A 24,022-nucleotide genomic window follows, 5' to 3' on the forward strand; every position below is an offset into this window, starting at 1 on the left:
GGCTTAACGAGTGAGCTGCTCGTTAAGCCTTCTTTGCTATTCGCTGGCCGTGAAATCCAGGTTCCGTCTCCCTTCGACCGAAATATGGATATTCCAATTCCGCTGCTTATGTATAATAATAGGACAGATTCCCAATTCAAACCGGAGAGGACTCCCTTACATATGACTGCATCGATTCTATATATCGAGGATGATCTCGAAATCGGGCGTTTCGTTAACGGGCATCTGCAGGAGCACGGCTACTCCGTCAATTGGCAGCGAAGCGGCGAGCATGCGCTCGAATCTGCCGCTAACTGCAGGCTCATTATTCTGGATGTCATGCTGCCAGGTCTTGATGGCTTCACAATCGGGCAGCGGTTGAAAAAAGCATGGCCGGATATCCCTATTCTGATGTTATCGGCGCGTACATCCATTGATGACAAATTGCAGGGTTTACAGTTTGCCGACGACTATTTAACCAAGCCTTTTCATCCCGATGAACTAACCGCCCGCATTGAGGTGCTGCTGCGGCGATCCGGAACGCGTACGGCAGAACCGCTAGCCATCAAGCATCTACTCGTGCATGAACAGCAGAATCGGATTGAAAACCGGGATACCGGGGAAGAGATCACGCTAACGGGCAAGCAATTTCATATTTTCGGCTATTTGCTCCGCCATCTGGGACAGATCTTAAAGAAAAGAGCAAATTTATGAGGCCGTATGGGGTGAAGCCTATATTGAAGGCGACAAGACGCTCATGGTCCATATCCGATACCTGCGCGAGAAGATCGAGCGCGACCCCGCTTCGCCTGAGATTATCGAGACGGTGCGCGGCATAGGCTATCGGGTACGGGCATGAAAAAGCCCAATCTGCGAACAAGAACCATGCGGTTTCGTCAAACGCTGCTGTCCCGTTATCTGTTAATCGTCATTTTCGCTTTTTTGTTTATTCCCATCGTGTTCCCGCTCGCTTCCATCGGGTATGTCATTATTCAAGAAAATAGCAAGCAGGCTGATGATAACGCTCTGAAATACGGCAGCAGCCGCGAATTAACAGCCATGTGGCATGCGGAGGCCACGCAGCTGCAAGAAAAGGAGGCTGCGGAGGTAGATCTCAAGCTGCAGGAGCTTAAGCGAAAATATGTGGAGGCCTCTTTGTTCTGGGTCGATTCCTCCGGCGCAACGAAGCTGCAGCTTCCGCCTCAAGGTCTCCTTCCGGAACGATGGTCACCGGCTGATGCGGTGCAATTCATGAAGAACAGCATCGACAGCGATCCGTTTACGATCGTTTCCTTTCTCGGTGCAGAGCATAAAGGGGCTGCCTTCATGGTCATGCAGATGCCTCGTTCCATCATCCAGCTTGATCGGCCTGTTGGGGCAGGAACACCTTTTTACATTGCGATTCTAATTGGCATGATTGCCTTATTCTTTCTGATTTCCTTGCTCTTCTTCCGTCACATTCGCAAACGCCTGATTGGATTGCAAGCAGCGATGGCGCTGCAGGGCGAGAATGGTCTGCCGCAGCCCATTGTGATAAGCAGGTATGATGAAATTGGGCAATTGGAGACTTCCTTCAACCGAATGGTCGAGCAGCTCAAGGAAAGCGCGGAGCGCGAACGTGGGGAAGCCGAGCTGCGCAAACAGTTGATTGCCAGCTTATCGCATGACTTGAGGACCCCCTTGACTGTCATGAGCAGCCAGCTTTATACGCTTCAGAATGAGCCGTTAAGCGAGAAAGCGCAAGCCGCGGTCAAGCAGGTCGAGCAAAAGATCAGCGGCCTGGATAGCCTGATTGAAAACCTGCTCTCCTATACGCTCATGACCAGCGGACGTTATCCGATAAAGCTCGAGCGAATGGATTTGCTTCGAGTCGTAAGGGAGAGCGTCGCCGCTTGGTACCCATTATGGGAGCAAGCAGGCATCGCGGCCGATATCGACTTGCCTGAGGAAGCCATGCCGCTTACGCTCGATAAGGCCGGGTTCCGCCGCGTGCTCGATAACTTATTCCAAAACGTCACTAGGCACGCGAAGAGCGGCGGCTATATCGGAATACGCATGGAAACCCATGACGGAAGGCCTGCCCTAGTCATTCGCGATCGCGGGAACGGTCTCGCCGCTCATTCTGCAAGCAAGGGAGCAGGCCTAGGGCTCGCAATTGTCGAATATTTGCTGCATGAAATGAAACTTGGCTGGCATATGGCTAGCAGCGGCGAGGGAATGGCTATCTATATTTTCGAGCAATAAAGGACATTGGATTTGATAGCATTCATCCTTACATTCTATTAGCGGAGGGGTTCTTCATGATCATTTATCCGCACTTAGAAGACGGTGCAACCATCGGTGTTACTGCACCATCCTCCGGTCTGCGGCCTGAGCTTCATGAGCTTATGCACAGTGCCATATCGCGAATGCGCGGAAACGGCTTCCAAGTCACGTGCGGGGACACCGTCTGGACGCAAAATAAAGCAAAATCAGCTTCTGCCAAAATACGGGCAGAGGAATGGAATGCGATGATACGCGATGAGCATATCGATGCGATGATTCCTCCATGGGGCGGAGAGCTGCTCATCGAAATACTGGAGCATCTATCATTTGATGACATGCCGAATAAGTGGGTACTCGGCTATTCCGACCTTAGCGTGCTGCTCCTCGCGATTACTTTAAAGACCGGCATTGCAACCGCTCACGGAGCCAACTTCATTGATTTGCGGGGCGAATATTCCGATGCAACGACGGCGATGTGGCGGACTGTTCTAGCCGCTAGACCTGGCGAATCCGTGCAGCAGCAATCCTCGCTTCACTTCCAGAGGGAATGGAAGCATGATGCTCCCTCGCCTTGCGTATTCCATTTAGAGGAGTCTACGTATTGGAAAACCGTATCCCAAGCGGAGGTAAACATGCAGGGTCGTTTACTAGGCGGTTGCATAGACGTAATTAGGCATCTGATCGGCACGCCTTACGGCAATGTGCAGTACTTCCAGAAAAAGATGATTCGCAACGAACCGATCCTCTGGTATTTGGAAAACTGCGAGCTAAACACGACTGACTTGCGCAGATCGCTTGTCCAAATGAAGCTTGCCGGCTGGTTCGAGCATTGTGCCGGGCTTATGTTCGGGAGAAGTCCAGCCAATCAGGCTATTGATGGGTATACGGTCGAGGATATGTATCAAGAGCTTTCAGACGAGCTTCAAATACCGCTTATCTACGATATGGATTGCGGCCATGTTCCGCCTCAAATTACTCTGATTAACGGGTCGCATGCTGAAGTTCACTCGTGCGGGGGAAAAGGAACGATTACGCAATATTTTCAGCCATAACCGCGTACACGTCGAACAAAATACTCTTTTCGTTCACGCTTATGCCTAACCGCTTCTTAATCCGATACCGCCCGATCACCCCGCATGCGCTTAAAATTTAAACCCATTTTAAACTTGGAGCGCTCTTCGTTTAACCTTCAACCGTTATTGTTGGTTCTGAGGTGATCCACGTGAAGGAATGGGTAATTGAAACAAAAGGACTCAGCAAGCGCTATAAAGGACGTTATGCCGTTTCCAACTTGAATTTGAAAATCGAAAAAGGAGACATCTATGGCTTTCTAGGACCGAACGGCGCCGGTAAAACGACAACGATCCGGATGCTGCTCGGTCTGATTAAGCCATCGAACGGGTCCGTTCATATTTTTGGCCAGCCATTGAACAAGGAAAAGCTCTCGATCCTAAGGCGGGTTGGCTCGCTGGTAGAGTATCCGTCCTACTACGGACACTTAAGCGCCACCGACAATCTCGAGGCCATTCGGCGCATACTCGGCGCTCCCGCCGCGAGAATCGCCGAGGTGCTCGATATCGTTGGTCTGAGCAAAGAAGCACGGCGACCGGTTAAGGGCTTCTCTCTTGGCATGAAGCAGCGGCTTGGCATTGCAAGCGCGCTGGTTGGAAATCCCGAGCTGCTGCTGCTCGACGAGCCGACCAACGGACTCGATCCGTCCGGCATTCTCGAGATTCGCGAGCTGATCAAGCAAATGCCGAAGCAGCATGGCATCACGGTTCTCATATCCAGCCATTTGCTGAGCGAGGTGGAGCTGACGGCAGGCACGGTCGGAATCATCCGACAAGGAGAACTCGTATTCCAAGACACGATTGCCCATCTGCACCAGCAAGCGCAGGGCAGCATGTCGCTGGTCGTCTCCGAACCGGAGCAGGCGCTCGCAACGCTGCTGCAGCAAGGCGTGGAGGCTAAGCAAAGCGGCAGTGCCCTTCTGCTTGCCCACACCGGAGATCATGCGGTAGCCCGGATCGTGAAAAGCTTGGTCGAGCATGACCATGCCGTCTACCGGGTCGAGGAAATGAGGAAGTCGCTTGAGGAGCTGTTCCTCCAGATCGTCGGGGAGGCCAGGCCGTCATGATGCTCAAGGCGCTTTCTTCCGACTTTTTGAAAATACGAGGCAAAGGGCTCTGGTTTCTAATCTTTATCGGCCCCATTGGCTTGATCGCCATGCAGGCGCTCAACTACGGACTTCGTTACGATTATTTAACGCAAAAATATGCGGGAAGGCTCTGGGAAGCGTTGCTCGCCGATATCCAAATGTTCGTGCCGATTTCGCTCTTTCTCGGGGTGGCTCTAATCCCTTCGCTCCTATCACATATCGAGCACAGCACGAATGCGTGGAAGCAGCTGCTGGCGCTGCCGATTTCCAGAGGCGCCGTATTCCGCTCCAAATTCGTGTTAAGCGTTATTTTGCTGACGATATCCTGCATGGTGCTCGCGGCAGGCACTGTGATCCTTGGCTTTTCATTGCGGTTCAAGCTTGCCGATATGCCGGCGGGAGAGATTCTGAAGCTTTGCTTCCTGCCTTTCTTCGCCTCGCTCCCGGCACTTGCCTTGTTCCTATGGCTTTGCATCAGCATGAAAAACCAAGCCATTCCCATTACGCTTGGCGTGCTCATTGCAATCAGCTCCGTCTTCACCGGGCTTATTTCCAGCACCTGGTCGAAGTGGCTGCCGATCAACTGGCCGATGTTCAGCTTTGCCGGCCCGCAGCAGGAGCTGTTCGTCGGTGCAGGCTTCCTGCTCGGCGTAGCCATCTGCCTGCTCGGTACCTTTCATTTCATGCGAAGGGACGTGAGCTGAGATGGCTAGCTTCTTCCGTTTAATCGCATCGGAGCGATTAAAGCTGTCTAAGTCGTACATTTGGGTACTCGCCCTGATTAGTCCGCTTCTCTCGCTCGCGATCGGAATACTCGTCTCGCCGGATTCATTGGGCATGACCAGCGACCAAGATAAATACGCACTGCTCGTATCCTCGATGGCATCCTTTCATGCCATGCTCTTTCTGCCGATTCTGACCGGCATTCTCTCTGCGTTCGTATGCCGATACGAGCATGTCGGCGGAGGGTGGAAGCAGCTGCTGACGCTTCCCGTCTCAAGAAGCGGTCTCTACTTTGCCAAGTTTAGCATCGTTGCTTCGGTGCTTGCGCTCACTCAACTGCTATTCCTCGCCGCTATCTGTGCAGCCGCGGCATATCATGGTTATGCAGGCAGCTTGCCTTGGGAAACGCTGCTTACCGGAATTGGCAGCGGATGGCTCGCCTGCCTCCCGCTTGCCGCGCTGCAGCTGCTCGTTTCCGTAAGCTGGAGCAGCTTCGCCGCACCGCTCGTCATTAACGTGATGCTCACTATCCCGAACATACTCGTCGTTAACTCCGATCATTTCGCGCCGTTTTATCCGTGGGCGCAGCCTATGCTGGCCATGCTAAGCTTCAGCGGCGAAGACTTCGGCGCTTTCGCGCTGCCGCTGGAGAACATACTTATTACCGTGCTGGGCAGCTTTGTTCTGTTTCTCGCTGCTGGGCTGCTCTACTTTAACCGCAAAGAGGTGTAGGTGCAGGGCAGCAGAGCTATGTTGCGGGTTTGTGTAGCTTTGGATGGAATTTGCAAAGCTTTGCAAAGAATTACAGGCATTTGATGGGCTTTCATCGGCTCGCCGGATATTCACAGGATCTTTACAATAATTTTCAGCTATTTGATGGGCCTACATGGGCTTGCAGCTTTTTAATAGGCTTGGCAATGCTTCGCGGTGCATCCTGCTCATTTAGAGAGCATTTACCAGCTCATTTCCAGGCTATTATCTAGGCGTTAGGCGTATTTCATCGGAGCTGTCCGTTCCGCAGGAAATACGCCTTATCTCTATGTCAACCAGACAATTCATTTAAGTAACAAATAGCTCACCATTATCACCTGCAAAGTGGCTAGTTAACGTTAGAAAGATATCCAAAACTGCCATCAACTCCCCATTCCTCGTACAAAACGCTCAAAAACGAGCATCTCCTTTAGCTAATTCGCACAAAGTATTCTTTACACGATTACCTTTTCATGTTAACTTTACTAACATAAAAAGAAAGGTGTAGATAACTATGCAGCTCAATGAATTGCTTAAATCACCTATTTTCGCCAATTCCGAAGTAATTGCAGGCCATTCCGGCCTGTCTACCCATGAAGTATCATCCATTAATATCATGGATGCACCTGATATTGTTACCTTTCTCAAACAGGGCGATCTGCTGCTGACGAACGGTTATATATTAAAGGACCGCAAGGAAAACATGATCGATTTCATTGTCGGCATGCACAGCAAAGGCTGCGCAGGGCTTGCCATCAAGACCAAGCGATTCTCTATGACGATTCCGAAGGAGGTCCTTGATGCAGCAGATCGCCTCCACTTCCCGATTATCGAGCTATCCCATATCGAGACGACACTGGGCGAGCTGTTCCAGCAGTCCATCAGCCTCATGCTGGAGAACAAGACGCATGAGCTCCACTATGCGTTGACCATTCACAAGCAGTTCTCGGATATGATCATGCAAGGCAACGGTCTTGCACGGATCGTAGACAAGCTGGCGGACATTATAGGCGCGCCGGTGCTTCTATTCAATGTGAAACATCAGGCTACCGCGTTGTCTCACCATTTCACTAGCAACGATCTTGCCCTTCTCCCTTCTCTTGCAGGCGAAGCAATTGCGCTATTGCCCGCTCGAACGGCTGCTGTCTCTTTGTGCCTACCTCTAATTGCTTCTCCTTTGCATCGCCATGTCGAGCTATATCCCATTCATACGTACCGACACGACGGGTGCTTGCTCGTGCTCTCTCCGGCCTACCCGCTGACCAGCTTATCCTCGCTCGCCCTGGAGCAAGCCGCTCATGTCATCGGCCTCGAGATGACGAAGAAGCAAGCCGTCAAAGAGCGCTCCAGACGTTACAAAAATGAATTTTTTTCCGATCTCATTGAGGGCTATATCAGTACCGAACAGGAGGTGCTCCATCGCGGAAGCAAGTATGGCCTCCATGCAGGCATGACGTCGCTGCTCATCATCGCTAAGCCGGACTCTCCTTTGGAAGGACAGCGTATCAGCGAGCCCTCTGCCGAGGAGCGCTTGAACGCGGAACGCGACGCGTTATACGAGCTGCTGAAAGCTGAGTTCGTCAAGCTGGACGTTCCTTTTGTCATTTTCGCCAAAAATGACATGTTCGGCCTGCTCGTCAGGCAGCCCACTGATGGCTGGAACGAGTCCGCATTCATTAAGCAGCTGGAACGGGCGGCTGAGCGGCTTTACGAGAGCGATACGATCAGCTTCTCCTTCGGAATCGGCAATCCTTTTACGAATGTGCTTGATATGGGCTTGTCGTACAAAGAAGCCCATAAAGCGCTCCAATCCGGGTACCAGCTCAAAAAACAGCGCTTTGTACAATCCTACCTAACCCTTGATGTCAGCCGGCTTCTGCGCATGCTTCCCCATGAGGAGCTAAGGCTTTTCTATGATGAAGCGTTCAAGGATTTGTTCACTAAAGAAGAGAACGACCAGAATGAGCTGCTGCGGACCCTTCGCGCCTTTTATGACAACCACTGTCAAATTATCGATACGGCCAAAGAGCTGTTCGTTCACCGCAACACCGTTATCTACCGGTTGGAGAAATGCGAGAAGCTTACGGGCCGCAGGCTGAAGGACCCGCTGGAAAGCTTCCGTTTCCGGGTAGCGTTCGCGATTGAGCCGATGCTGAAATCAAACACCGTATCCGAAAGAAGGGAAAACCTGTAACCGATCGGTCGATTTTTAGTCAAAAGCGCTAAAAGCATCTTTCGTTTATAGCGGATTCAACCAATGACAGCAGACAAAGAAATCATTATGATAGAGACATATCAAACGTGTCAGATAACCTAACATAAAATACATTCACATAGGAGAGAAGGGAGTTGGTACGGATGAGCAGCGTTACGTATAAGGTTGCAACCGAGAAGCCAGCCATTCAAGTACAGGACGTTACCAAAACGTTCGTAAATGCAGAAGGAGATGACATTCACGTATTAGCAGGCATTACCATGGACATCCCGCAAAAGGAGTTCGTAAGTATCGTTGGCCCAAGCGGCTGCGGAAAGAGTACGATATTCAACATTGTCGCCGGTTTGCTTGAGCCTACTACCGGCCACGTGCTCGTCGGCGGAGATCAGATCGGACGTAAGACCGGGCATGTCGGCTACATGATGCAGCGCGATCTGCTTCTGCCTTGGCGCACCATTCTCGACAATGTCACGCTCGGCCTTGAGGTAAAGGGCTTGTCCAAGAAGGACCGCCATGAGCTGGCGATGACTTATCTTACGCGATATGGTCTCGAATCCTTTGCAAAGTCATACCCCGCTACCCTATCCGGCGGAATGCGCCAGCGGGTTGCCCTCATCAGAACGCTGGTTACCCAGCCTGACATTATTTTGCTCGATGAGCCATTCTCCGCTCTCGATTACCAGACAAGGCTTGTGCTGGAAGACGAAATCTTATCCATTCTCAAAAAAGAAGGCAAAACAGGCGTCCTCATCACGCATGACATCGAAGAAGCCATCTCCGTGTCGGACCGTATCTTCGTTATGAGCAAGCGCCCTACATACGTAAAGAAAACGTATGAGGTCGGACTAGCAGCCGAGCACGGTTCAGCGATGAAGGCCCGTACCGACGCGAGGTTCAAGCAATATTTTGAGACTATCTGGTCGGAGCTGGATATTCAAATGGGGAGGTCAAGCTAATGGAAAACGCATCACGCAGCATGAAGCTTCAAGAGACAAAGACAGCAGCAGGCAAACGCCGCTTCATGAAGCCTCACAAAGCCGCTTCCATGAAAGAGTGGGCCGTCGCTATGGCATGGCGCATCGTCATCATCGCCGTCATTATTGCGGCATGGGAAACCATCGTGCGCATGAAGCTTGTGAATGCTTTCCTGCTCGGCTCGCCTTCCGCTATCCTTCAGTCGGCCATCTCCATGCTGCAATCCGGCCAGCTTGTCAGTGACGCGTTTGCTACGGTTAACGCAACGGTTATCGGCTTTGCGGCAGGCAGCCTGCTCGGCTCTTTCATCGGGCTGCTGCTTTGGTTCTCCAGCAAGCTGTCTCGAATCATCGATCCGTTTGTCGTCGCCTTGAATGGCGTACCCAAAATCGCGCTCGCGCCGATGATCATTATCTGGTTCGGCTCAGGCATTTTCTCCAAAATCGCACTGGCTTCCGTTGCCACGTTTATCGTCGCCTTGCTGTCTGCTTATCAGGCTACGCATCAAATTGATCAATCGCAGATTCATCTGATGAAATCGTTCGGCGCCAAACGCTCGCAGATTTTCACGAAAATCATCGTGCCGTCATCGCTGCCGTGGATTATCTCCGCATTCCGCATCAATATCGGACTTGCGCTCGTGTCGGTCGTAGGCGGCGAGTTCATCTCATCGAATAAAGGACTTGGGCACATGATTTTCGTGGAAGGCAATTTATTCAATCTTCCAGCTGTATGGGTTGGGGTATTCACGCTGATGCTTGTCGCTACCTGCCTGTATACCTGCGTAAGCTTCATCGAGAAACGGATGCTGCCTTGGAATGAAGGCACTAAGCAATCCAACAAATCAGCCGGCGTCTAGTCAATAGCTCGACTACATTCAAAAAAGGGGACTACCATGATGAAGAAAACAGCAGCGAAGCTAATCGGCCTTTTACTAACGAGCACTTTATTCCTTAGCGCATGCGGTAACCAAAACGAATCGCCCGTAACGGCCGCCACGCCAGAGAATAGCACCAAAAAGGATGTCATCATGGTATCCGAGGTTTATCATAATTTGCTTTACCTGCCGCTCTATGTGGCCAAAGAAAAAGGCTTTCTTGAGCAAAATCAAATTGAGCTTTCGTCCATTACGGCTGCCGGAAGCGGCCCAACCGCTCTAGCTTCTGTCATTTCGGGTGAATCGACCTTTTCCTTCCACGGACCTGAGCACGTTGCCTTTGCTAGGGCAAAGGGCGGCGACGCGCGCTCGCTCAGTATTTTATCAGGCAGCGCACCTGTATGGGCAGTCGCCAAGTCTGGCGCTTCAATCGCTTCGCCCGAGGATTTCAAAGGCAAAACGATTGTGACGGGACTTGCGCCAACCAGCTCCAACAGCCTGCTGCGCAAGCTGTTCGCGGATCATAACATCGATCTGGAGAAGGATGTCACGATAACCGAGGTACAGAACGGATCAGAGCTTGGAACGCTCCTTGCGGGCAAAGCAGACATCGCTGTCGTGTACGAACCGCAGCTTGACCAAGGCCTGCTGCAAGGACTTGAAATCGTGTATGACTTTACGAAGGATTACCCAGATTTCGCTTTTGCAACGCTGAATACATCTTCCAAAGTAATCAAGGAAAATCCCGATCTCGTGAAGCGAATGGTACATTCCATCGAGCTTGCTCTCGACTATATCCACTCCGATCCGGCAGGCACGAAGGAAGTGGCTAAAAAAGAGTTTCCAAACCTCGATGCTGCTATCGTTGAAAATGCCGTACAGCGCATGATCGACAGCAAGGTGTATCCAGTAGACGGCACCCTGACGGAATCAGCTTTCCAAACAGCCATCGATATGCAGAAATTTATCGGGAACTTAAAAAGCGACGTGAAATACGAGGACATGGTAGATACCAGCTTTATGCCATAAACGAAAGGAGCTAATGGCTATGGGTGCAGAGCAGCAAGAGAAATACCTAGCTTTTATCGCAGGGGAAAAACAGAAATACGAAAGCGGGCCTGTCATGGAAGAGGAGAGGGCAAGCTTCGAGCGGGAGCTGCTGTTGCTGCGTTCTTTCCGTCTCCCTCATCATATCGGACCGATCTCGGCCGCCAGAGGAGTGCTTGCATGATGATAACGACACAGCTGCATGAACTGACGCTGGCCGAGGCCGGCCGCCTCATCCGGTCCAGAAGCTTGTCTCCGGCGGAGCTGACAAAAGCCTATATCGAAAGAATTGAAGCAACGGATAACCGCGTGCTCGCTTGGGCAACCGTGAATGCCGATAATGCCATGAAAGCAGCGACGGAGGCCGAACGGGCAATTGCTAAAGGGCATTACAAAGGCCCACTGCATGGCATTCCTTACGGAGCCAAAGATATTATCAGCACCGCTGGCATAAGAACCTCGGCAGGCTCGCAGGTAAATGCAGACTATGTACCCGAGGAGAACGCAGCGGTCATCGAACGGCTGGAGCAAGCCGGAGCCATACTGCTAGGAAAAACGACGACAACCGAATATGCGTATCAGGGGGGCGAAGCTCCGACTCGCAATCCTTGGAACCTGTCCCACACGCCAGGCGGGTCCAGCTCAGGCTCGGCCGCTGCGGTAGCGGCGGGAATGGCCTCCTTCACGCTCGGCACGCAAACCTTTGGTTCATTAATTAGACCGGCAGCCTATAACGGGTTGACTTGCATGAAACCTACCTTCGGCCGCATTAGCCGCTATGGCGTGTTCTATGCAAGCTGGTCGCTTGACCACATTGGCGCTTTCACGCGAACGGTGGAGGATACCGCGCTTGCGCTTGAAGCGCTTGCCGGACAAGACAGCAGAGACCCTTCGTCGTTATCAGGCGAATCTCCACTTTTCACTCAAGCTCTTGAACAGGATATTCGAGGCATGGTAATCGGCATTCCTGACTCCTTTTTCAAAGCTGAGGACCCTGCCATTACGGCAGCGGTGGAGGCAGCAACCGAGGTTCTTCGTAGTCTAGGCGTTCGGTTCAAAAAGGTGCGGCTGCCCGCTTGCATCGAGGAATCCGTAGCTGCCCACCGCATGACCATGCGGGCCGAAGGCGCTGCCTATCATATGGATATGTATCAGACGCGGGCCGATTATTACGGACCGGCCATGCGTGAGCAGCTAGAGCTTGGCTATGAGCTAAGCGCCGTCGATTATTTGCAGGCACAACGGGTTCGTACCGTATTCCGCAACGAAATGATGCGGATATTCGATGAAGTGGACGTTATGCTGACCCCAGCAACGCCAACGCTCGCTCTTCCCGGGTACAAAACGGGCAGCCCGATGTTTAACGGTCCCTTCACCAATACAGGCCTGCCTGCGATGACGATTCCGATTGGCGTAGAAGCAGCGAGCCAGCTTCCCATAGGCATGCAGTTAGCCGGACCGTTAATGGGCGAGGATCGGCTGCTGGCGATTGGACACCGGTTCCAGCAAGCCACCGGCTGGCATCGTCTATCTGCTCCATTAAAGACAGTAATTTAATCCATTAGACGAAAAGCCTCCTGAGCGTTCAGCTTATTAGACTAGAAAGCAGGTAGATTGCATTGACAACTATTATTACTTCTGAGTTTGCGCCAAAGTTTCCTCTGCCCTTCTCGCATGCCGTAAGAGCCGGTGATTTCCTATACGTGGCCGGGCAAGTCGGCGTAGATCCGAATACATTGGAGCCGATTGGCGGAATACGCGAGCAGACAGCGCAATGCATCCGCAACATCGAGGTTATTCTAGAGGAAGCTGGCCTGACGCTGGATCATATCGTCAAAGTGACGACGCATCTTAGCCGCCTAGAAGACCAAACCGCATATAACGAAGTGTACGCAGAGCTGATTGCGACTCCCTATCCGGCGCGCATCACCGTATTCAGCGGACTCGGGCCTTATCTTATCGAAATCGAAGTCATGGCTTACGCGCCATCCAAACGGGGCGAATAGCTGATTAATTGTATTTTAACGATCTACGGGATGGTGTGTTCAGGGCGCGAAAATAAGCCCTGTACTGCCCCTGTCCTATGGAATGGTTATGCTTCGTACAGATCCAAATTCGGTTTAGTCCTTAATAAGTCTAGTCCGTATGGCTAAGCGCACGATAGTACCCAAAAACCGATTGAGAATAAGCAAGCCGGTAATCCATAGCAGCGGCATTAAAAGAACGAGTGCTTCAACGATTTCCAGGTCGTCGCTTCCGATCCTTAATATAGCGAGGAAGATAGAGGACAGCAAATGCCCGATGAACGTAACGAGAACAGTTAATAAATAGAATCGCGCCACAGTCAGCACAATTGAATGCAGTTCAGAAGCTTTGAAAGAGATAGGCCTATCTGAATTCGGTATCAACCATTTGACTAACCGTCCTGCAGTTGCAAATAGCGCAAGACCGATGAATACGTCAAAGCTACCTTCGACATCATTCCTGGAGAGCAACCATAGAATCGAGCTTTGCTCTCCTAAAAACTGACCTAAAATTCCTTCTCTCATACTGCCTAGCGACATTAATAGTGCGAAAAAATCAAATATCCCCAAGAAAACATAAAAGATGCCATACACACGTATCAGCCCTCTGACGAGGGAGTAATACGTCATATTTTCTTCTGTCACTCCGTCCATTCTTATCCCCCTATTGTATCTTTGCCTTATTCCTTTTCGTCCGATAAAAACGTAATGGTTGAACATAGCGCAGCGATGGCTAATAACGTCTTCCTTACATTCCCCGCTTCTCACTAGCTTTTCACAATTTCACGCTCGAAAATTATTTCATAATCGGTAGGCTTGCCATGACCATTATAATGGGTTGGCAGCTCTTGTACCAGCCGCCAGCCCTCCCTAGCATGCTCGTCGATCGTCTCGCGATGCGTTGCAGACGAGAAAAATCCGCCCAGCGTCGTTTCTACATATTTGTATTCATAAGCCATCCTATTCGCACTCTCCTTCGATAAAAGTACTACAAAAGTTAGAACTACTGCCCTCCATATGCGTGCGTTATGATGAATGAGCAAGAACTCACGACATGAATAGAGGGGACTGAACGTTGTGAAGCAAAAGCTGTTTTACGTTCTGGTAGCTGTCACCAGCTATTTTGCAGGCGTGCTCGCCTATCTAAGCTGTCTGACCATCGTCTATGACCAAGGCATCGGCAGCGATGCCAGCAAGTTCATTCACTGGACGCTTCCCTCTTACCTCTTTCTAATCCTACCGTGCTACACCCTTATGTTCAGGTGGCGAAGACCGGCTATTTGGCTGCGGATCGCCCTGTTTATTGGCTTAAGCATAATAGCAGCCGCCTCCGTTTTCTTCATGATAGGCTTCGGCATCTGGCGGCTTAGAGATCTATTCATACCCGAAGCAGTTTTATTCATGCTGCTGTTCGCAAGCTCGTCTGCCGTATTCCTAACCGGCTCGTTGATATCCAATAAAAAGAAAGGTTATTTGCCCTTTATTTTTGCGTCAATCGTTATTATCTATGTTCCTAATCACATCATAGCTGCGGCAGTTGAGCAAAACAGACCTGTCATTCACCAGATTCCGAAAGATTTCCACGGTACGGTCAGCATTTATTACGGGGAGGAGGGCAGCCCGCCTATTCCTAGGATAAAAGGGTATGAGGTCATTCGGATTCCAAACAGCGGCATTTACCACACGTCAAGCACCAGGCCGTCCAGAGGCATAAAGCACGTGCTTGTTGACGAGCATGGCGCGGAAATACAGCCCATATCCATACCAGGCGAAATGTATAAACTAGGCGACAAGCCGGCGATTTCCATCAGCAGCTATGAGGTGCCGTAGTCCCTGAGCTTCCCGCCTCTAGCTTTTGGAACAGAAATAAGGACCGCAGTAAGATTCATGTGTCTTTACGAATGTCCAATCGAAATTTCGATCTACGATGTATATGTCCTGCTCACTTTCGAACAAACATGCCGTTAACCGTCCAGCGTCAGCAATGAAAAGGGCCAAGTCATGGTCTTCAAGCCTGCTTTCTTCATCTATCTGGATATGTCTCTTCTTCGGAAACAAACGATCCCGCCTCACTCTTTTAAGTTAAAAGCTGCATAAGGAGGAGTAGCCCCTTCACTCTTATAAAAAGTCATTGAATCACGGTCGACTTGATAAGCAAAAAAACGTGAATTCGCAACCCTCCCTCTCCGCCACGTTTCAGTAAATGTAACGATCCAACGGTTCTCTTCCACTTCTTCCGCACCGGTTTCCCTCTCTACCCGATAACCTTCAATGGTTCCCCGCCATGTTCCGACTTGATCAGGAAAAGCTTGTATGGCCGTTCCCTTTCCTTGGGTTGCAAACGCTACCGCTTCCTCGGCTGAAAACGCCGGCTTAGGCGGAGCCTTATCATCAAGCACAACCCAACATACCGCGTACAGCACAACGGGAAGAAGCAGCACAAATCCGATTCTCTTCTGATTCAGCATTCTTGCTCCTATCCACCAATCGAACACTCCATACGCCAATGCTATAAGCATGCCGATCAGAAAAAAAAGCCAGCTTTTTATAACCAAACCTAGTCCCATTCCAAAAATGCCGTGCAGCAATGCGCCAAGCCATATCCAGCGTGCAAACCATTTGCAGCGAACCCATTCGATTATTAAAGAAACCGCATTACCATAAATAAAAATAACGGTTCCTATATACATGTTGTAAAAAAGCGTGGTATAGAAGATGTCTGTTCTAACCTGATCCGCGCCTATCGAACCGTCGTTCCCCCACCAACTAAGCAAAGGCAAAATAATAGATGCCATAGTCGTTATTACTAAGGTTGTCATCAGCTTTCTAATCATTAAATCCGTCATGTCGCTACCCATATGAACCCGCCCCATCCTTAGCTTCTATCAGCTATACATCCATCATAGCCACGGCTGCAAAAGAACGGCAGTTCTAACTTTCGTAGAACCTAATACTTGGGGCCTCGCTGCGGCTTCGACTGCGCTATTCGTATAAGGGAGACGATATAAAGAAGGAGCACCGCTCCGTATAAGCTCCACATGCTTGGCAGAGCTGCGAATGTCAAATAAAGCCCATAGGGCAGCGACCATACAAAGGCGATTGTCATAAAGACCATCCGCCTTGCAATAGCTGACGCAAGCGCAAGGCATGCAGGCATAATCAGCATCAACGTAACAATGATAATCGTATCCGGTTCAGGCGGCGTTTCGGAATATGGATTCGCGAATAAGAACATGCCGCTCAGAATGATGCTTGCTGCGGAAGCCGCCATGCCTACCCCTTCTGCTTTCATGCCATTGCCTCCTCCGCTGCTGCTCGCAATCTATGCATATATCAGGAGAATGTCATCCTATTATTCTCCGCTGCCCATTTGAGCCGATAGCTGAACTCTAATAATAGCTTTTACGAATGCTGCGGTGGATGAGTCGGCGCCGCTTCAGGCTGCTTAAGCATCTCCGTCGAAAGTGTCTTTTCGTAAGTCAAGCTGTAGTAACGGTACTTAATCGTAATACGCTCAATGGTCGCTTCATCCGCTACCGTAAGCGCATAAATCTTCTCCTCGGCACTTGCCGTTCCCTTGTTCAGCTTCTCAAGCTGTTCTCCCGGTTCTGTTCCCGGACCCAAGCTAACCGTAGACAATTCCGCAAAAGCAAACTTATCCGGCTGCTCCACTTCATTATGCGCCGAGATGATGAAGCCCTTCTGATGATCGCTTACTTGTATTTTCGCGAAAGCTGGCGTCGTATCTTCATTCACATGCACTTGCAATATTTTTATGTCACCGAACTTGCTTTTATTGCCGACCGATACGAGAACTACCTTGCGATCGCTAGTCGATGCGCTTACTGCTGCTGCTAAAGGAGGATTAGCTTTCAGATAGCTATAGCCTACAGAGAGCATCGCCAAAACAACGATTGCCACTACAACGGTTGCTATCAAAACGATTTTCCTCAGAACGTGGCACCTCCTGCTGCATTTCCTCAATTTCCAATATTTATTATATAGACGCTGGCGATACGAAAAAGTTGCCTAACAAGGTGAAACGGCTGTCGCCGTCCTTTGGCGGCGCGCTTCATTCCGAGAAAAATAGAGAAAAAATAGCGAAATTATATACTTTCCTATATTGTAAGAAGAAACGCCTAACGGCGCCCTTTCAATAGACGCCATCGTTTCGACGAACGCATAGAGAGAGGATGAGCAAACCCATATCCTTCCTATACGTCAAAAAAAAAGAGCAGCCGCGGCTGCTCTTTTCACTTCCAACCTCATTTATGCCCAGCCAGCCAACTGGCAAGCGCAGCAATTTCCTCGTCCTTCAGTTGACCTTTATACGCAGGCATCCCGTTCCCGCCATTGCTTATTTGAGTCGTGATTTGATCAACAGACATCTCCGCACCTACATGCTGCAAGTTAGGTCCAACCCCGCCGCCAAGATCTACCGCATGACAGCTTACGCAGTTTTTGCCGTACAAAGACTCCGCTTCAGCCGTATTGACCGTCGCATTGCCGTTATTATCGGCTGGCGTTTCGTCTTTGGCTCCATTATTCGTTTTATTGCCCCCGCAAGCAGCAAGGGAAATAAACAGCAGGAATACGGTAAGCATCAACCACCATTTGTTGTGATTATTCATTGTTTTGCCTCCTAGTTTTGGGAGATTTATTGTTAACTTCCCCTAAATCCCCTGGCATATGCGCAGCTTCCCAATCATTTTCAGAAAAGGCAAGGCTGCGCATAACGGCATGTTTAATGGATATCCTAAAGAAATGTCATGGCCGTTTAAACGAAATAAGCTTGTGCTGCGGGGTGATTTTGTGGATTTGCAAGGGGATTTGGTCAACCATCTGACCGAGCTGAGAAAGAGGCTGATCATCGTTATCGCTTGTTTCTTCGTCTCCATGAGCGGTGGACTATACGTTGCCCCCATGATATTGAGGTACATTAAATCAGGCTTGACCGCCAAATCCGTCGAGTGGAATGTTTTTTCGTTCACGGACGGCCTGTTCATCTACTTGCGATGCGCCTTCCTGTTTGCCATTTTGTTCACGCTGCCCGTACTGCTGTACCAAACGTGGGCATTCGTGAAGCCAGGACTGACGGAAACAGAGGCCAAAGGAACGCTTGCCTACGTGCCCGTGTCGTTCCTGCTGTTTCTAATTGGCGTATCCTTTAGCTACTTTCTCGTGTTCCCGATGATGCTCGGATTCATGATTGAGATGAACCACAACGTCGGTGCAGTCGAGACCTATGGGATCGATCGATACTTTTCCTTTCTGTTTAGCGTCGTGTTCCCGCTAGGCGTTGCCTTCGAGATGCCGCTCGTCATCCTATTTCTAACCAAAATCGGAGTGCTCACTCCCGAGCGGCTGAACGGATCCCGCAAATACGCTTATGTCAGCTTAGCCGTCGTCGGAGCTTGTATCTCTCCGCCCGACTTTGTCTCTCATCTATCCGTGACCGTGCCGCTGCTCCTGCTCTTCGAAATCAGCGTACTCGTAACGCGGAGGTATGCGAGACGGGTCGCTGCGGTTCCAACCCCCACTTGAGTCAAAAAGGAGAAATCTACATGTTAAACAATATCGGAGTCTCAGGATTAGTCATTATTCTGCTGATCGCGCTCATCGTTTTCGGGCCTGCTAAGCTCCCACTGCTCGGACGGGCATTCGGCGATACGCTTCGCGAATTCCGCAGCTCGACGCGCGGAATCGTAGACGATGAGCAGCCTGCTGCTTCCACGGATAAAATAGAAGACGTGCAGAAGCTTCTGTAGCCGCACACAAAGAAAGCCGTTCCCGAAGCAATGAAATGCACCCCCTATAATAGACATCAGAGAACCCACTGGGTCGACTGATGAAATTATAGGGGGTGCTTTTTTATTTACGGATCTATTAGACTTTTATCCTCGAATGCCGTCGAGAGAACGATTAAGGTCGTTGAGAACCCGTAAATATTGCACGCATCAAGGAAACTAGCCAATGATTCCGTCGTCTCGCTTAACACCTTCATCAAAAAGTTATATTCACCGCTGATTCTGTAAAGATCGACGATCTCCGGAGACGTTTCGCTGAATGCAACGAAATCCTTGCAATTATTCGTTTTAAACAGTACAAATGCGGTTGTATGCTTACCTAGTTTATGAGGAGAAAGCTGCGCACGATATGCAGTAATCACGCCTTGCTCCTCCAGCTTGCGAATCCTTTCCGATACCGCTGGCTGCGACATCGCGATTAATCTGCTCATCTCGGAAATAGGGAGCCGGGCATTTTCGTGCATTAAAGATAAAATTTTGGAATCGATTTGATCCATTGAACGTTCACCTCATTATTAAAGGTATTTGACATCAAAGAACGAAATATTTTAGTTATCCAGTGGGTTATTACTTAAGAATACTATGTAGTTCTGCTGTTATCCATAATAAAATGTCATTAATCACTTGCAGAGGAGAAACCGATATGACATTGACCTTGAATGATCCTATAGCTTTGGGAGGGCAAAGCTTAAAAAACCGACTAATCATGGCGCCGATGCAGCAGTACATGGGTACACCCGAGGCGTATGCCATCGATCATCACATTGAACATTACGCACGAAGGGCCAAGCATGTAGGGCTAGTTATTTTGGAATCCACCGCGATCTCATCAAATGGCAGGCTGTGGAAAAATGATATCGGAATATTTTCGGATCGGCATGTGGCACCCTTGAAAAATATTACAAACGCCATCCATGCGCACCAAACCCCCGTTTTCGTCCAGTTGTCGCACGGCGGCAGAAAATCTTCGCCCGAAGTTACGAATTCATTACTCGCACCGAGCGCAATCGCGTTCGACGATCATTACGGCACACCCGAATCGTTATCCGTTGCGGGCATTAATCGCATCATCGAGGAATATCGGTTTGCGGCCAAACGGAGCATAGAAGCAGGCTTTGACGGAATTGAGATACATGCTGCCCATGGCTTTTTGATTCACCAATTTTTATCGCCTCTGTCCAATACTCGCGTAGATGCTTATGGCGGTACGGCTGAAAAAAGAACAAGGTTCCTTAAAGAGGTTCTCTTCGCGGTTAGAGAAGAAGTCGGCAAAGAGTATCCAATAATCATCCGGGTTTCAGCAACCGATTATATCGAAGGGGGGTTAACCCCTGAATCGGTGGCGCGAATGTTACAGCCGCTCGAGCCAGAACTCGATGCCATTCATGTCTCTACCGGCGGAAATCTCCCCATCCAACCTAGTGACATATACCCTGCTTATCAGCTGCCTCATGCGGCGGCGATTAAACAGCATTTCAATATTCCGGTCATAGCTGTCGGAAAGATAGATAACCGCAGTCTCGCAAACCGCATACTAGAGGACCGGTTAGCGGACTGTATCGCCATTGGCCGGCCTCTCTTGGAAAACCCGGATTTTGCGGAGACTTTGCTGATGCCTTAAAGCAGGCTAATATTTGAGAACAATAGCGTAATCCAAATGAATCTTTAAGCTATTTGAATCTACAAGTTATAAAACGTTTCCCGTTCTTAAAGTTACGAACAAAAAACGAAGGTATCGATTAATCGGAACCTTCGTTTTTGTTCGTCCTCCCTTTTAATCCGTTTAGGCTTATCATCCGTGCATCGAGCGGGATCACCATTTTCCAAGCATTCGCTATATCGACAAGCCCTGTCGCTTCATACGAGCAAGCCGCCTTTTTCACGATACTTTACGATTCCTTCAGCCGCGCGGTACGCAAGCGCGCCTACCGTGTTGGTCGGGTTGTATCCGGCATTCTGGGGGAATGAGCTTGCCCCAACTACGAACACATTGTCCGCATCCCACATTTGACTATACGTATTTACCGCTGAGTTTCCCGGATTGCTTCCCATAATGACGCCGCCCGTGTTATGGGTCGACTGGTAGGTCATAATGTCATAGGGACCAAGCTCCTTTAAATAGTCAACCTTATCCGCGCCCATCTCTGTAACAATCTTAGAGCAGCGCTCTGCAAGAAACTTCGCCAGCTCCCGGTCCTGATCCTCGAAGTCGAACGTAATGCGGAGGAGCGGATCCCCGTAAACATCCTTGTAAGCCGAATCCAAATCGAGAAAATGATGCTTGAACGACATCGACGACCCCTGCGCTCCGACTCCAATCGTTCGGTTTGAATAATGAACGGACTTCGCTTTGAATTCAGAGCCCCAAGACGCCGTTCCTGAAGGAACGGGATTGTTCTGAATCGGCCTCGATCCTGGCTGGCCGATCGCAATCACGCCCCCATGGATGAAATTCAGGTCGGAGTGGTCAAAGTTGTCGCCGTTATAATCATCGATCGACACGCCCAGCGCGCCCGCGCCCGCAAAGTTATTGAACTGCTGGTTCTCGAAAAAACCGATCGCGCTGCCTTTGGCGACCTGATACGCATAATTACGTCCGATTACCCCCGTTCCCGTAGAGGAATCATAGGGCTTGCCCAGCTCCGACATCAACAGCAGCCGAACGTTGTTAAATACATAGCTTGTCACGACGACGATGTCGGCAGGCTGGATAATCTCTTCGCCTGTCGTTACGTCGGTGTACATGACGCCTGTTGCTTTGCCGCCTTTATGTAGAATGCGCCGTACATTGGAATGGGTACGGATCTCGAATTTACCGGTTTTATTCGCCACGGGAATGACGGTTACAACAGGATCCGCCTTAGCCCCGTATTCGCAGCCAAACCGCTCGCAATATCCGCAATACTGGCATGCAGCCCGGGTAATGCCATCCGGATTCGTATAATTCTCGGAAAGATTGGCAGATGGCATCATGTACGGATTCAGCTTGAGGCGGCCTGCCGCTTCTACGAACAACTGCATCGCAGGCGTCTTCTTCATCGGCGGTGTCGGGAAAGGACTGCTCCGTTTCCCTCCTAGTGGGTTCGCTTCTCCGGAAATCCCTGTAAGCTTCTCGAACTTATCGTAATACGGCTCGATCTCATCGTAAGTAATACCCCAATCCTGAATCGTCATGCCTGCCGGAATTTTGTTTTTCCCATACTTCTCGATGGTTTTGCTGCGTATCTCGAAATCATAAGGCAGGAAGCGATAGGTCTGCCCATTCCAGTGCACCCCTGCTCCGCCTAATCCGTCGCCGATGAGAAACGAGCCGTATTGCCGCATCGGCAATGCACGGGTTTTCTCCGTACTGCGGAACGTAATCGTTTCTTTGGATAAATCCTGCATCATTTCGTAACGCAAGCCGTAGCGAAGCTCGTCATGCACCATGAAATAATCCTCCGTTTTACGCTCCTTGCCTCGTTCAAGCCCAACGACGTTTAATCCGCTTTTGGTTAGCTCGGCCGCAATAATGCCACCCGCCCAGCCTACCCCTACAATGACAACATCGGTTTTCGGTAATGTTTTGGCCATAATATCCTCCCGATTCGCTAATGAGCAACCAAATGATCTTGTAGGCTGTTCGGCTCGATTTTTGTGAACTCCTTCTCAATAATAGCGAGGTAGCTCATTTGATTCCCTGGATAGTTGCGCATCCTCCATCCGTTCATATCCATGTTGCCTCCGTACAAAGGATCGCTGTAGGCGCCTTCCAGCGTGCTGCTCCGCAATATTTTGAAAAAACCGCTCGCCGAGATCGTCGTCAACTTCACCTCGTCCGACTCGAAGGCTTTAAGCAGCTCATCCTGCTGCTCGCCCGTTAATTCCACGAAGCTCTTATCAAATTTCGTCACGCTGTAATTTTCAAGTTCGCGCAGCCCGATCTCGAACATTTCCTTACGCTTGAGCCGGCCTTGATAGCCCTGCACGCTCTCTCCCATATAGAAGGGCGGCATCATATAATCCCGACCGTTGAATCCCCATTCCCCCGCCAGCTGATGATCGATGAAGAAAGCTACGCCCAGCGACTTGGCTCCCGGACCGGCATCATCCTCTGGAAATATGCGTTCCGTCGCGCTCTCCACGATCCGAAACTGATCCTGAGTCAAAAACATGAGCGCTCGATTGTAGTTTTTCGGCTCAGCCGCCTTGCCTTCATCCGTCTTAACAGGCGCGTTCTCGGCGGCTGGCTTTCGCTTGATCAGGGAGCCAAGCGCACCTCCCACGACGATGCCGCCCAACGCATAGCCGCTATTGATTAGAAACTTTCGCCGCGAATTGCCGTCTACCGCACTTTTGCTTGGCTCTTTCCCTTTATCGCTTCGGTTCAATCGCTGCACCTCCTGGAAATTTCAATTTTCTCTTTTATTATTTTCCAAGAAGCTATGAATATTCATAAGATGGTAAGGGTCATCCTAACAGCAAATTGCTACCTATGGAGGATGATCGTTTAATGACCGCTCTCAGCAAGCTGCTTGCCTTGTCCCTAGCTGCCGCAGCCCTATCCGGCTGCGCCAATGACGCACCAGAAACCTCGCATTCCAAAGCTTTATCGCAGCAAGAAGCCAGGATGCTGCATGATCCTTCCTTTATTCCAAGCGAAAACGGTCCTAAGCTGCATACGACAAACAAGCATGGCCAAACCACAAATGGCATGGGCACATCCGTATACAGCATGATTGGCAGCTCCAGCCTGCATGCGAGCGGCTTTTCCGCCCATCTTGAATCGAGGCTCAGCGGAATCGGCATTCCAGACGTGCGCGTATTCGTCTTCGACGATACCGTCGTGCTGGCAACGGAGAAGCTGACAGCCTCCGGCTCGAAGTACGATGACGTTCAGCGAAAAGTGCTCGATCAGACCGAAGGCCTGTCGGGTAAAGGCTATTCGCCGGATGACGGGCTTGGCGGCATGAGCGGGACCGGCAAGGAAAGCCACGATAATCTATCGATGGCTGCGAGCCAGATCAAAAACTTCATGGGCGGAGATGTCAAGGTATTGACCGTAACCGGAGCGAAAGCGGTGAAAGCGATCGAGAAGATTCGGGCAGATGCCCTTGCCGAGAACTTGTCGCCGGATAAACTCGCAAGCGATATGCGAGAGCTGCTCAGGCTGGTGAAGGCAGATCGGAGCAACGCGAAGAAATAAGCGCCCATTCCGAATAA

Annotated in this window: 27 protein-coding genes and 1 pseudogene; 18 read left to right on the forward strand and 10 right to left on the reverse strand. The window is 50.3% G+C overall.

The annotated features are described in order from the left end of the window. Positions 1 to 162: 162 nt before the first annotated feature. The 13 genes and pseudogenes from AC0YN3_RS21700 to AC0YN3_RS21760 all read left to right on the forward strand — a co-directional run bounded on the left by AC0YN3_RS21700 (position 163) and on the right by AC0YN3_RS21760 (position 12,995). Positions 163 to 838 (forward strand): annotated as a pseudogene (locus tag AC0YN3_RS21700) (response regulator transcription factor). Then, positions 835 to 2,223: a sensor histidine kinase gene (locus AC0YN3_RS21705; protein ID WP_475777044.1), complete on the forward strand. Its 1,389-nt coding sequence runs from the start codon at positions 835 to 837 to the stop codon at positions 2,221 to 2,223. Before AC0YN3_RS21700 ends, AC0YN3_RS21705 begins: the two are co-directional and overlap by 4 nt. A gap of 56 nt (positions 2,224 to 2,279) precedes the next feature. Beyond that, positions 2,280 to 3,296, forward strand: coding sequence for a S66 family peptidase (locus AC0YN3_RS21710; protein ID WP_475777045.1), 1,017 nt, complete (start codon positions 2,280 to 2,282; stop codon positions 3,294 to 3,296). Positions 3,297 to 3,466: 170 nt separating this feature from the next. Next, positions 3,467 to 4,381, forward strand: coding sequence for an ABC transporter ATP-binding protein (locus tag AC0YN3_RS21715; RefSeq protein ID WP_475777046.1), 915 nt, complete (start codon positions 3,467 to 3,469; stop codon positions 4,379 to 4,381). Then, positions 4,378 to 5,106 carry an ABC transporter permease gene (locus AC0YN3_RS21720; RefSeq protein ID WP_475777047.1) on the forward strand — a complete coding sequence of 243 codons (729 nt, stop codon included), beginning with the start codon at positions 4,378 to 4,380 and terminating at the stop codon, positions 5,104 to 5,106. The genes AC0YN3_RS21715 and AC0YN3_RS21720 overlap by 4 nt, the downstream gene beginning before the upstream one ends. A 1-nt stretch (position 5,107) precedes the next feature. Next, positions 5,108 to 5,857, forward strand: coding sequence for an ABC transporter permease (locus tag AC0YN3_RS21725; RefSeq protein WP_475777048.1), 750 nt, complete (start codon positions 5,108 to 5,110; stop codon positions 5,855 to 5,857). Positions 5,858 to 6,389: 532 nt separating this feature from the next. Further along, positions 6,390 to 8,069 carry a PucR family transcriptional regulator gene (locus AC0YN3_RS21730; RefSeq protein ID WP_475777049.1) on the forward strand — a complete coding sequence of 560 codons (1,680 nt, stop codon included), beginning with the start codon at positions 6,390 to 6,392 and terminating at the stop codon, positions 8,067 to 8,069. A gap of 164 nt (positions 8,070 to 8,233) precedes the next feature. Next, the gene (locus AC0YN3_RS21735) at positions 8,234 to 9,046 is read left to right on the forward strand and encodes an ABC transporter ATP-binding protein (protein WP_475777050.1); all 813 of its coding nucleotides are present in this window, start codon (positions 8,234 to 8,236) and stop codon (positions 9,044 to 9,046) included. Beyond that, complete coding sequence (locus tag AC0YN3_RS21740) at positions 9,046 to 9,924, forward strand: ABC transporter permease (RefSeq protein WP_475777051.1); 879 nt, start codon at positions 9,046 to 9,048, stop codon at positions 9,922 to 9,924. Before AC0YN3_RS21735 ends, AC0YN3_RS21740 begins: the two co-directional genes overlap by 1 nt. Positions 9,925 to 9,960: 36 nt before the next feature. Next, on the forward strand, positions 9,961 to 10,971 hold the full coding sequence (locus tag AC0YN3_RS21745) for an ABC transporter substrate-binding protein (RefSeq protein ID WP_475777052.1): 1,011 nt from the start codon (positions 9,961 to 9,963) through the stop codon (positions 10,969 to 10,971). Positions 10,972 to 10,990: 19 nt separating this feature from the next. Further along, positions 10,991 to 11,173 (forward strand): hypothetical protein, encoded by a 183-nt coding sequence (locus tag AC0YN3_RS21750; RefSeq protein WP_475777053.1) that lies wholly within the window; start codon positions 10,991 to 10,993, stop codon positions 11,171 to 11,173. Further along, positions 11,170 to 12,546 carry an amidase gene (locus AC0YN3_RS21755; protein ID WP_475777054.1) on the forward strand — a complete coding sequence of 459 codons (1,377 nt, stop codon included), beginning with the start codon at positions 11,170 to 11,172 and terminating at the stop codon, positions 12,544 to 12,546. The genes AC0YN3_RS21750 and AC0YN3_RS21755 overlap by 4 nt, the downstream gene beginning before the upstream one ends. A 62-nt stretch (positions 12,547 to 12,608) precedes the next feature. Then, positions 12,609 to 12,995, forward strand: coding sequence for a RidA family protein (locus AC0YN3_RS21760; RefSeq protein ID WP_475777055.1), 387 nt, complete (start codon positions 12,609 to 12,611; stop codon positions 12,993 to 12,995). Between the two features lie 114 nt (positions 12,996 to 13,109). On the opposite strand, the gene AC0YN3_RS21765 is transcribed toward AC0YN3_RS21760, so the two are convergent. Beyond that, positions 13,110 to 13,667, reverse strand: a complete 558-nt coding sequence (locus AC0YN3_RS21765; protein WP_475777056.1) for a hypothetical protein — start codon at positions 13,665 to 13,667, stop codon at positions 13,110 to 13,112. A gap of 113 nt (positions 13,668 to 13,780) precedes the next feature. Continuing rightward, a complete protein-coding gene (locus AC0YN3_RS21770) occupies positions 13,781 to 13,972 on the reverse strand; it encodes a DUF4177 domain-containing protein (RefSeq protein WP_475777057.1) in 192 nt (63 codons plus the stop codon). 118 nt (positions 13,973 to 14,090) lie between these two features. On the opposite strand from AC0YN3_RS21770, the gene AC0YN3_RS21775 reads away from it, so the two are divergent. Continuing rightward, on the forward strand, positions 14,091 to 14,843 hold the full coding sequence (locus AC0YN3_RS21775) for a DUF6843 domain-containing protein (RefSeq protein WP_475777058.1): 753 nt from the start codon (positions 14,091 to 14,093) through the stop codon (positions 14,841 to 14,843). A gap of 18 nt (positions 14,844 to 14,861) precedes the next feature. Here AC0YN3_RS21775 and AC0YN3_RS21780 read toward each other — a convergent pair whose 3' ends face one another. The 5 genes from AC0YN3_RS21780 to AC0YN3_RS21800 form a co-directional block, all read right to left on the reverse strand. Continuing rightward, entirely contained in the window at positions 14,862 to 15,086 is a 225-nt protein-coding gene (locus AC0YN3_RS21780) for a DUF4275 family protein (RefSeq protein WP_475777059.1), read from the reverse strand. Continuing rightward, positions 15,083 to 15,871, reverse strand: coding sequence for a hypothetical protein (locus AC0YN3_RS21785; protein WP_475777060.1), 789 nt, complete (start codon positions 15,869 to 15,871; stop codon positions 15,083 to 15,085). Before AC0YN3_RS21785 ends, AC0YN3_RS21780 begins: the two co-directional genes overlap by 4 nt. 89 nt (positions 15,872 to 15,960) lie before the next feature. Then, positions 15,961 to 16,305, reverse strand: a complete 345-nt coding sequence (locus AC0YN3_RS21790; RefSeq protein WP_475777061.1) for a hypothetical protein — start codon at positions 16,303 to 16,305, stop codon at positions 15,961 to 15,963. A gap of 110 nt (positions 16,306 to 16,415) precedes the next feature. Then, complete coding sequence (locus AC0YN3_RS21795; RefSeq protein ID WP_475777062.1) at positions 16,416 to 16,952, reverse strand: hypothetical protein; 537 nt, start codon at positions 16,950 to 16,952, stop codon at positions 16,416 to 16,418. A gap of 326 nt (positions 16,953 to 17,278) precedes the next feature. Further along, positions 17,279 to 17,644, reverse strand: a complete 366-nt coding sequence (locus tag AC0YN3_RS21800; protein ID WP_475777063.1) for a c-type cytochrome — start codon at positions 17,642 to 17,644, stop codon at positions 17,279 to 17,281. A gap of 181 nt (positions 17,645 to 17,825) precedes the next feature. Between AC0YN3_RS21800 and tatC the strand changes: the two genes are divergently transcribed. Beyond that, positions 17,826 to 18,557, forward strand: a complete 732-nt coding sequence (tatC, locus tag AC0YN3_RS21805) for a twin-arginine translocase subunit TatC (RefSeq protein WP_475777210.1) — start codon at positions 17,826 to 17,828, stop codon at positions 18,555 to 18,557. Between the two features lie 20 nt (positions 18,558 to 18,577). Further along, positions 18,578 to 18,781, forward strand: a complete 204-nt coding sequence (locus AC0YN3_RS21810) for a twin-arginine translocase TatA/TatE family subunit (RefSeq protein ID WP_475777064.1) — start codon at positions 18,578 to 18,580, stop codon at positions 18,779 to 18,781. 107 nt (positions 18,782 to 18,888) lie between these two features. Here AC0YN3_RS21810 and AC0YN3_RS21815 read toward each other — a convergent pair whose 3' ends face one another. Then, positions 18,889 to 19,317 (reverse strand): Lrp/AsnC family transcriptional regulator, encoded by a 429-nt coding sequence (locus AC0YN3_RS21815; RefSeq protein WP_475777065.1) that lies wholly within the window; start codon positions 19,315 to 19,317, stop codon positions 18,889 to 18,891. A 146-nt stretch (positions 19,318 to 19,463) separates the two neighbouring features. Here AC0YN3_RS21815 and AC0YN3_RS21820 point away from each other — a divergent pair, with 146 nt between their 5' ends. Continuing rightward, the gene (locus AC0YN3_RS21820) at positions 19,464 to 20,441 is read left to right on the forward strand and encodes an oxidoreductase (RefSeq protein ID WP_475777066.1); all 978 of its coding nucleotides are present in this window, start codon (positions 19,464 to 19,466) and stop codon (positions 20,439 to 20,441) included. 236 nt (positions 20,442 to 20,677) lie between these two features. Here AC0YN3_RS21820 and AC0YN3_RS21825 read toward each other — a convergent pair whose 3' ends face one another. Beyond that, positions 20,678 to 22,393, reverse strand: coding sequence for a GMC family oxidoreductase (locus AC0YN3_RS21825; RefSeq protein ID WP_475777067.1), 1,716 nt, complete (start codon positions 22,391 to 22,393; stop codon positions 20,678 to 20,680). 17 nt (positions 22,394 to 22,410) lie between these two features. After that, positions 22,411 to 23,190 carry a gluconate 2-dehydrogenase subunit 3 family protein gene (locus AC0YN3_RS21830; RefSeq protein WP_475777068.1) on the reverse strand — a complete coding sequence of 260 codons (780 nt, stop codon included), beginning with the start codon at positions 23,188 to 23,190 and terminating at the stop codon, positions 22,411 to 22,413. Between the two features lie 122 nt (positions 23,191 to 23,312). On the opposite strand from AC0YN3_RS21830, the gene AC0YN3_RS21835 reads away from it, so the two are divergent. Next, entirely contained in the window at positions 23,313 to 24,005 is a 693-nt protein-coding gene (locus AC0YN3_RS21835; RefSeq protein WP_475777069.1) for a hypothetical protein, read from the forward strand. Positions 24,006 to 24,022 lie beyond the last annotated feature (17 nt).

The sequence above is a fragment of the Paenibacillus sp. J22R232 genome, assembly GCF_056269165.1.

Excerpts from the sequence above, each read along its gene's own strand:
- AC0YN3_RS21800 (WP_475777063.1), bottom strand. The coding sequence starts at position 17,644 with ATGAATAATCACAACAAATGGTGGTTGATGCTTACCGTATTCCTGCTG.
- AC0YN3_RS21745 (WP_475777052.1), top strand. The coding sequence starts at position 9,961 with ATGATGAAGAAAACAGCAGCGAAGCTAATCGGCCTTTTACTAACGAGC.
- AC0YN3_RS21820 (WP_475777066.1), top strand. The coding sequence starts at position 19,464 with ATGACATTGACCTTGAATGATCCTATAGCTTTGGGAGGGCAAAGCTTA.
- AC0YN3_RS21725 (WP_475777048.1), top strand. The coding sequence starts at position 5,108 with ATGGCTAGCTTCTTCCGTTTAATCGCATCGGAGCGATTAAAGCTGTCT.
- AC0YN3_RS21710 (WP_475777045.1), top strand. The coding sequence starts at position 2,280 with ATGATCATTTATCCGCACTTAGAAGACGGTGCAACCATCGGTGTTACT.
- AC0YN3_RS21750 (WP_475777053.1), top strand. The coding sequence starts at position 10,991 with ATGGGTGCAGAGCAGCAAGAGAAATACCTAGCTTTTATCGCAGGGGAA.
- AC0YN3_RS21825 (WP_475777067.1), bottom strand. The coding sequence starts at position 22,393 with ATGGCCAAAACATTACCGAAAACCGATGTTGTCATTGTAGGGGTAGGC.
- AC0YN3_RS21835 (WP_475777069.1), top strand. The coding sequence starts at position 23,313 with ATGACCGCTCTCAGCAAGCTGCTTGCCTTGTCCCTAGCTGCCGCAGCC.
- AC0YN3_RS21790 (WP_475777061.1), bottom strand. The coding sequence starts at position 16,305 with ATGAAAGCAGAAGGGGTAGGCATGGCGGCTTCCGCAGCAAGCATCATT.
- AC0YN3_RS21785 (WP_475777060.1), bottom strand. The coding sequence starts at position 15,871 with ATGGGTAGCGACATGACGGATTTAATGATTAGAAAGCTGATGACAACC.
- AC0YN3_RS21815 (WP_475777065.1), bottom strand. The coding sequence starts at position 19,317 with ATGGATCAAATCGATTCCAAAATTTTATCTTTAATGCACGAAAATGCC.
- AC0YN3_RS21735 (WP_475777050.1), top strand. The coding sequence starts at position 8,234 with ATGAGCAGCGTTACGTATAAGGTTGCAACCGAGAAGCCAGCCATTCAA.
- AC0YN3_RS21730 (WP_475777049.1), top strand. The coding sequence starts at position 6,390 with ATGCAGCTCAATGAATTGCTTAAATCACCTATTTTCGCCAATTCCGAA.
- AC0YN3_RS21720 (WP_475777047.1), top strand. The coding sequence starts at position 4,378 with ATGATGCTCAAGGCGCTTTCTTCCGACTTTTTGAAAATACGAGGCAAA.
- AC0YN3_RS21740 (WP_475777051.1), top strand. The coding sequence starts at position 9,046 with ATGGAAAACGCATCACGCAGCATGAAGCTTCAAGAGACAAAGACAGCA.
- AC0YN3_RS21755 (WP_475777054.1), top strand. The coding sequence starts at position 11,170 with ATGATGATAACGACACAGCTGCATGAACTGACGCTGGCCGAGGCCGGC.
- AC0YN3_RS21810 (WP_475777064.1), top strand. The coding sequence starts at position 18,578 with ATGTTAAACAATATCGGAGTCTCAGGATTAGTCATTATTCTGCTGATC.
- AC0YN3_RS21705 (WP_475777044.1), top strand. The coding sequence starts at position 835 with ATGAAAAAGCCCAATCTGCGAACAAGAACCATGCGGTTTCGTCAAACG.
- AC0YN3_RS21770 (WP_475777057.1), bottom strand. The coding sequence starts at position 13,972 with ATGGCTTATGAATACAAATATGTAGAAACGACGCTGGGCGGATTTTTC.
- AC0YN3_RS21765 (WP_475777056.1), bottom strand. The coding sequence starts at position 13,667 with ATGGACGGAGTGACAGAAGAAAATATGACGTATTACTCCCTCGTCAGA.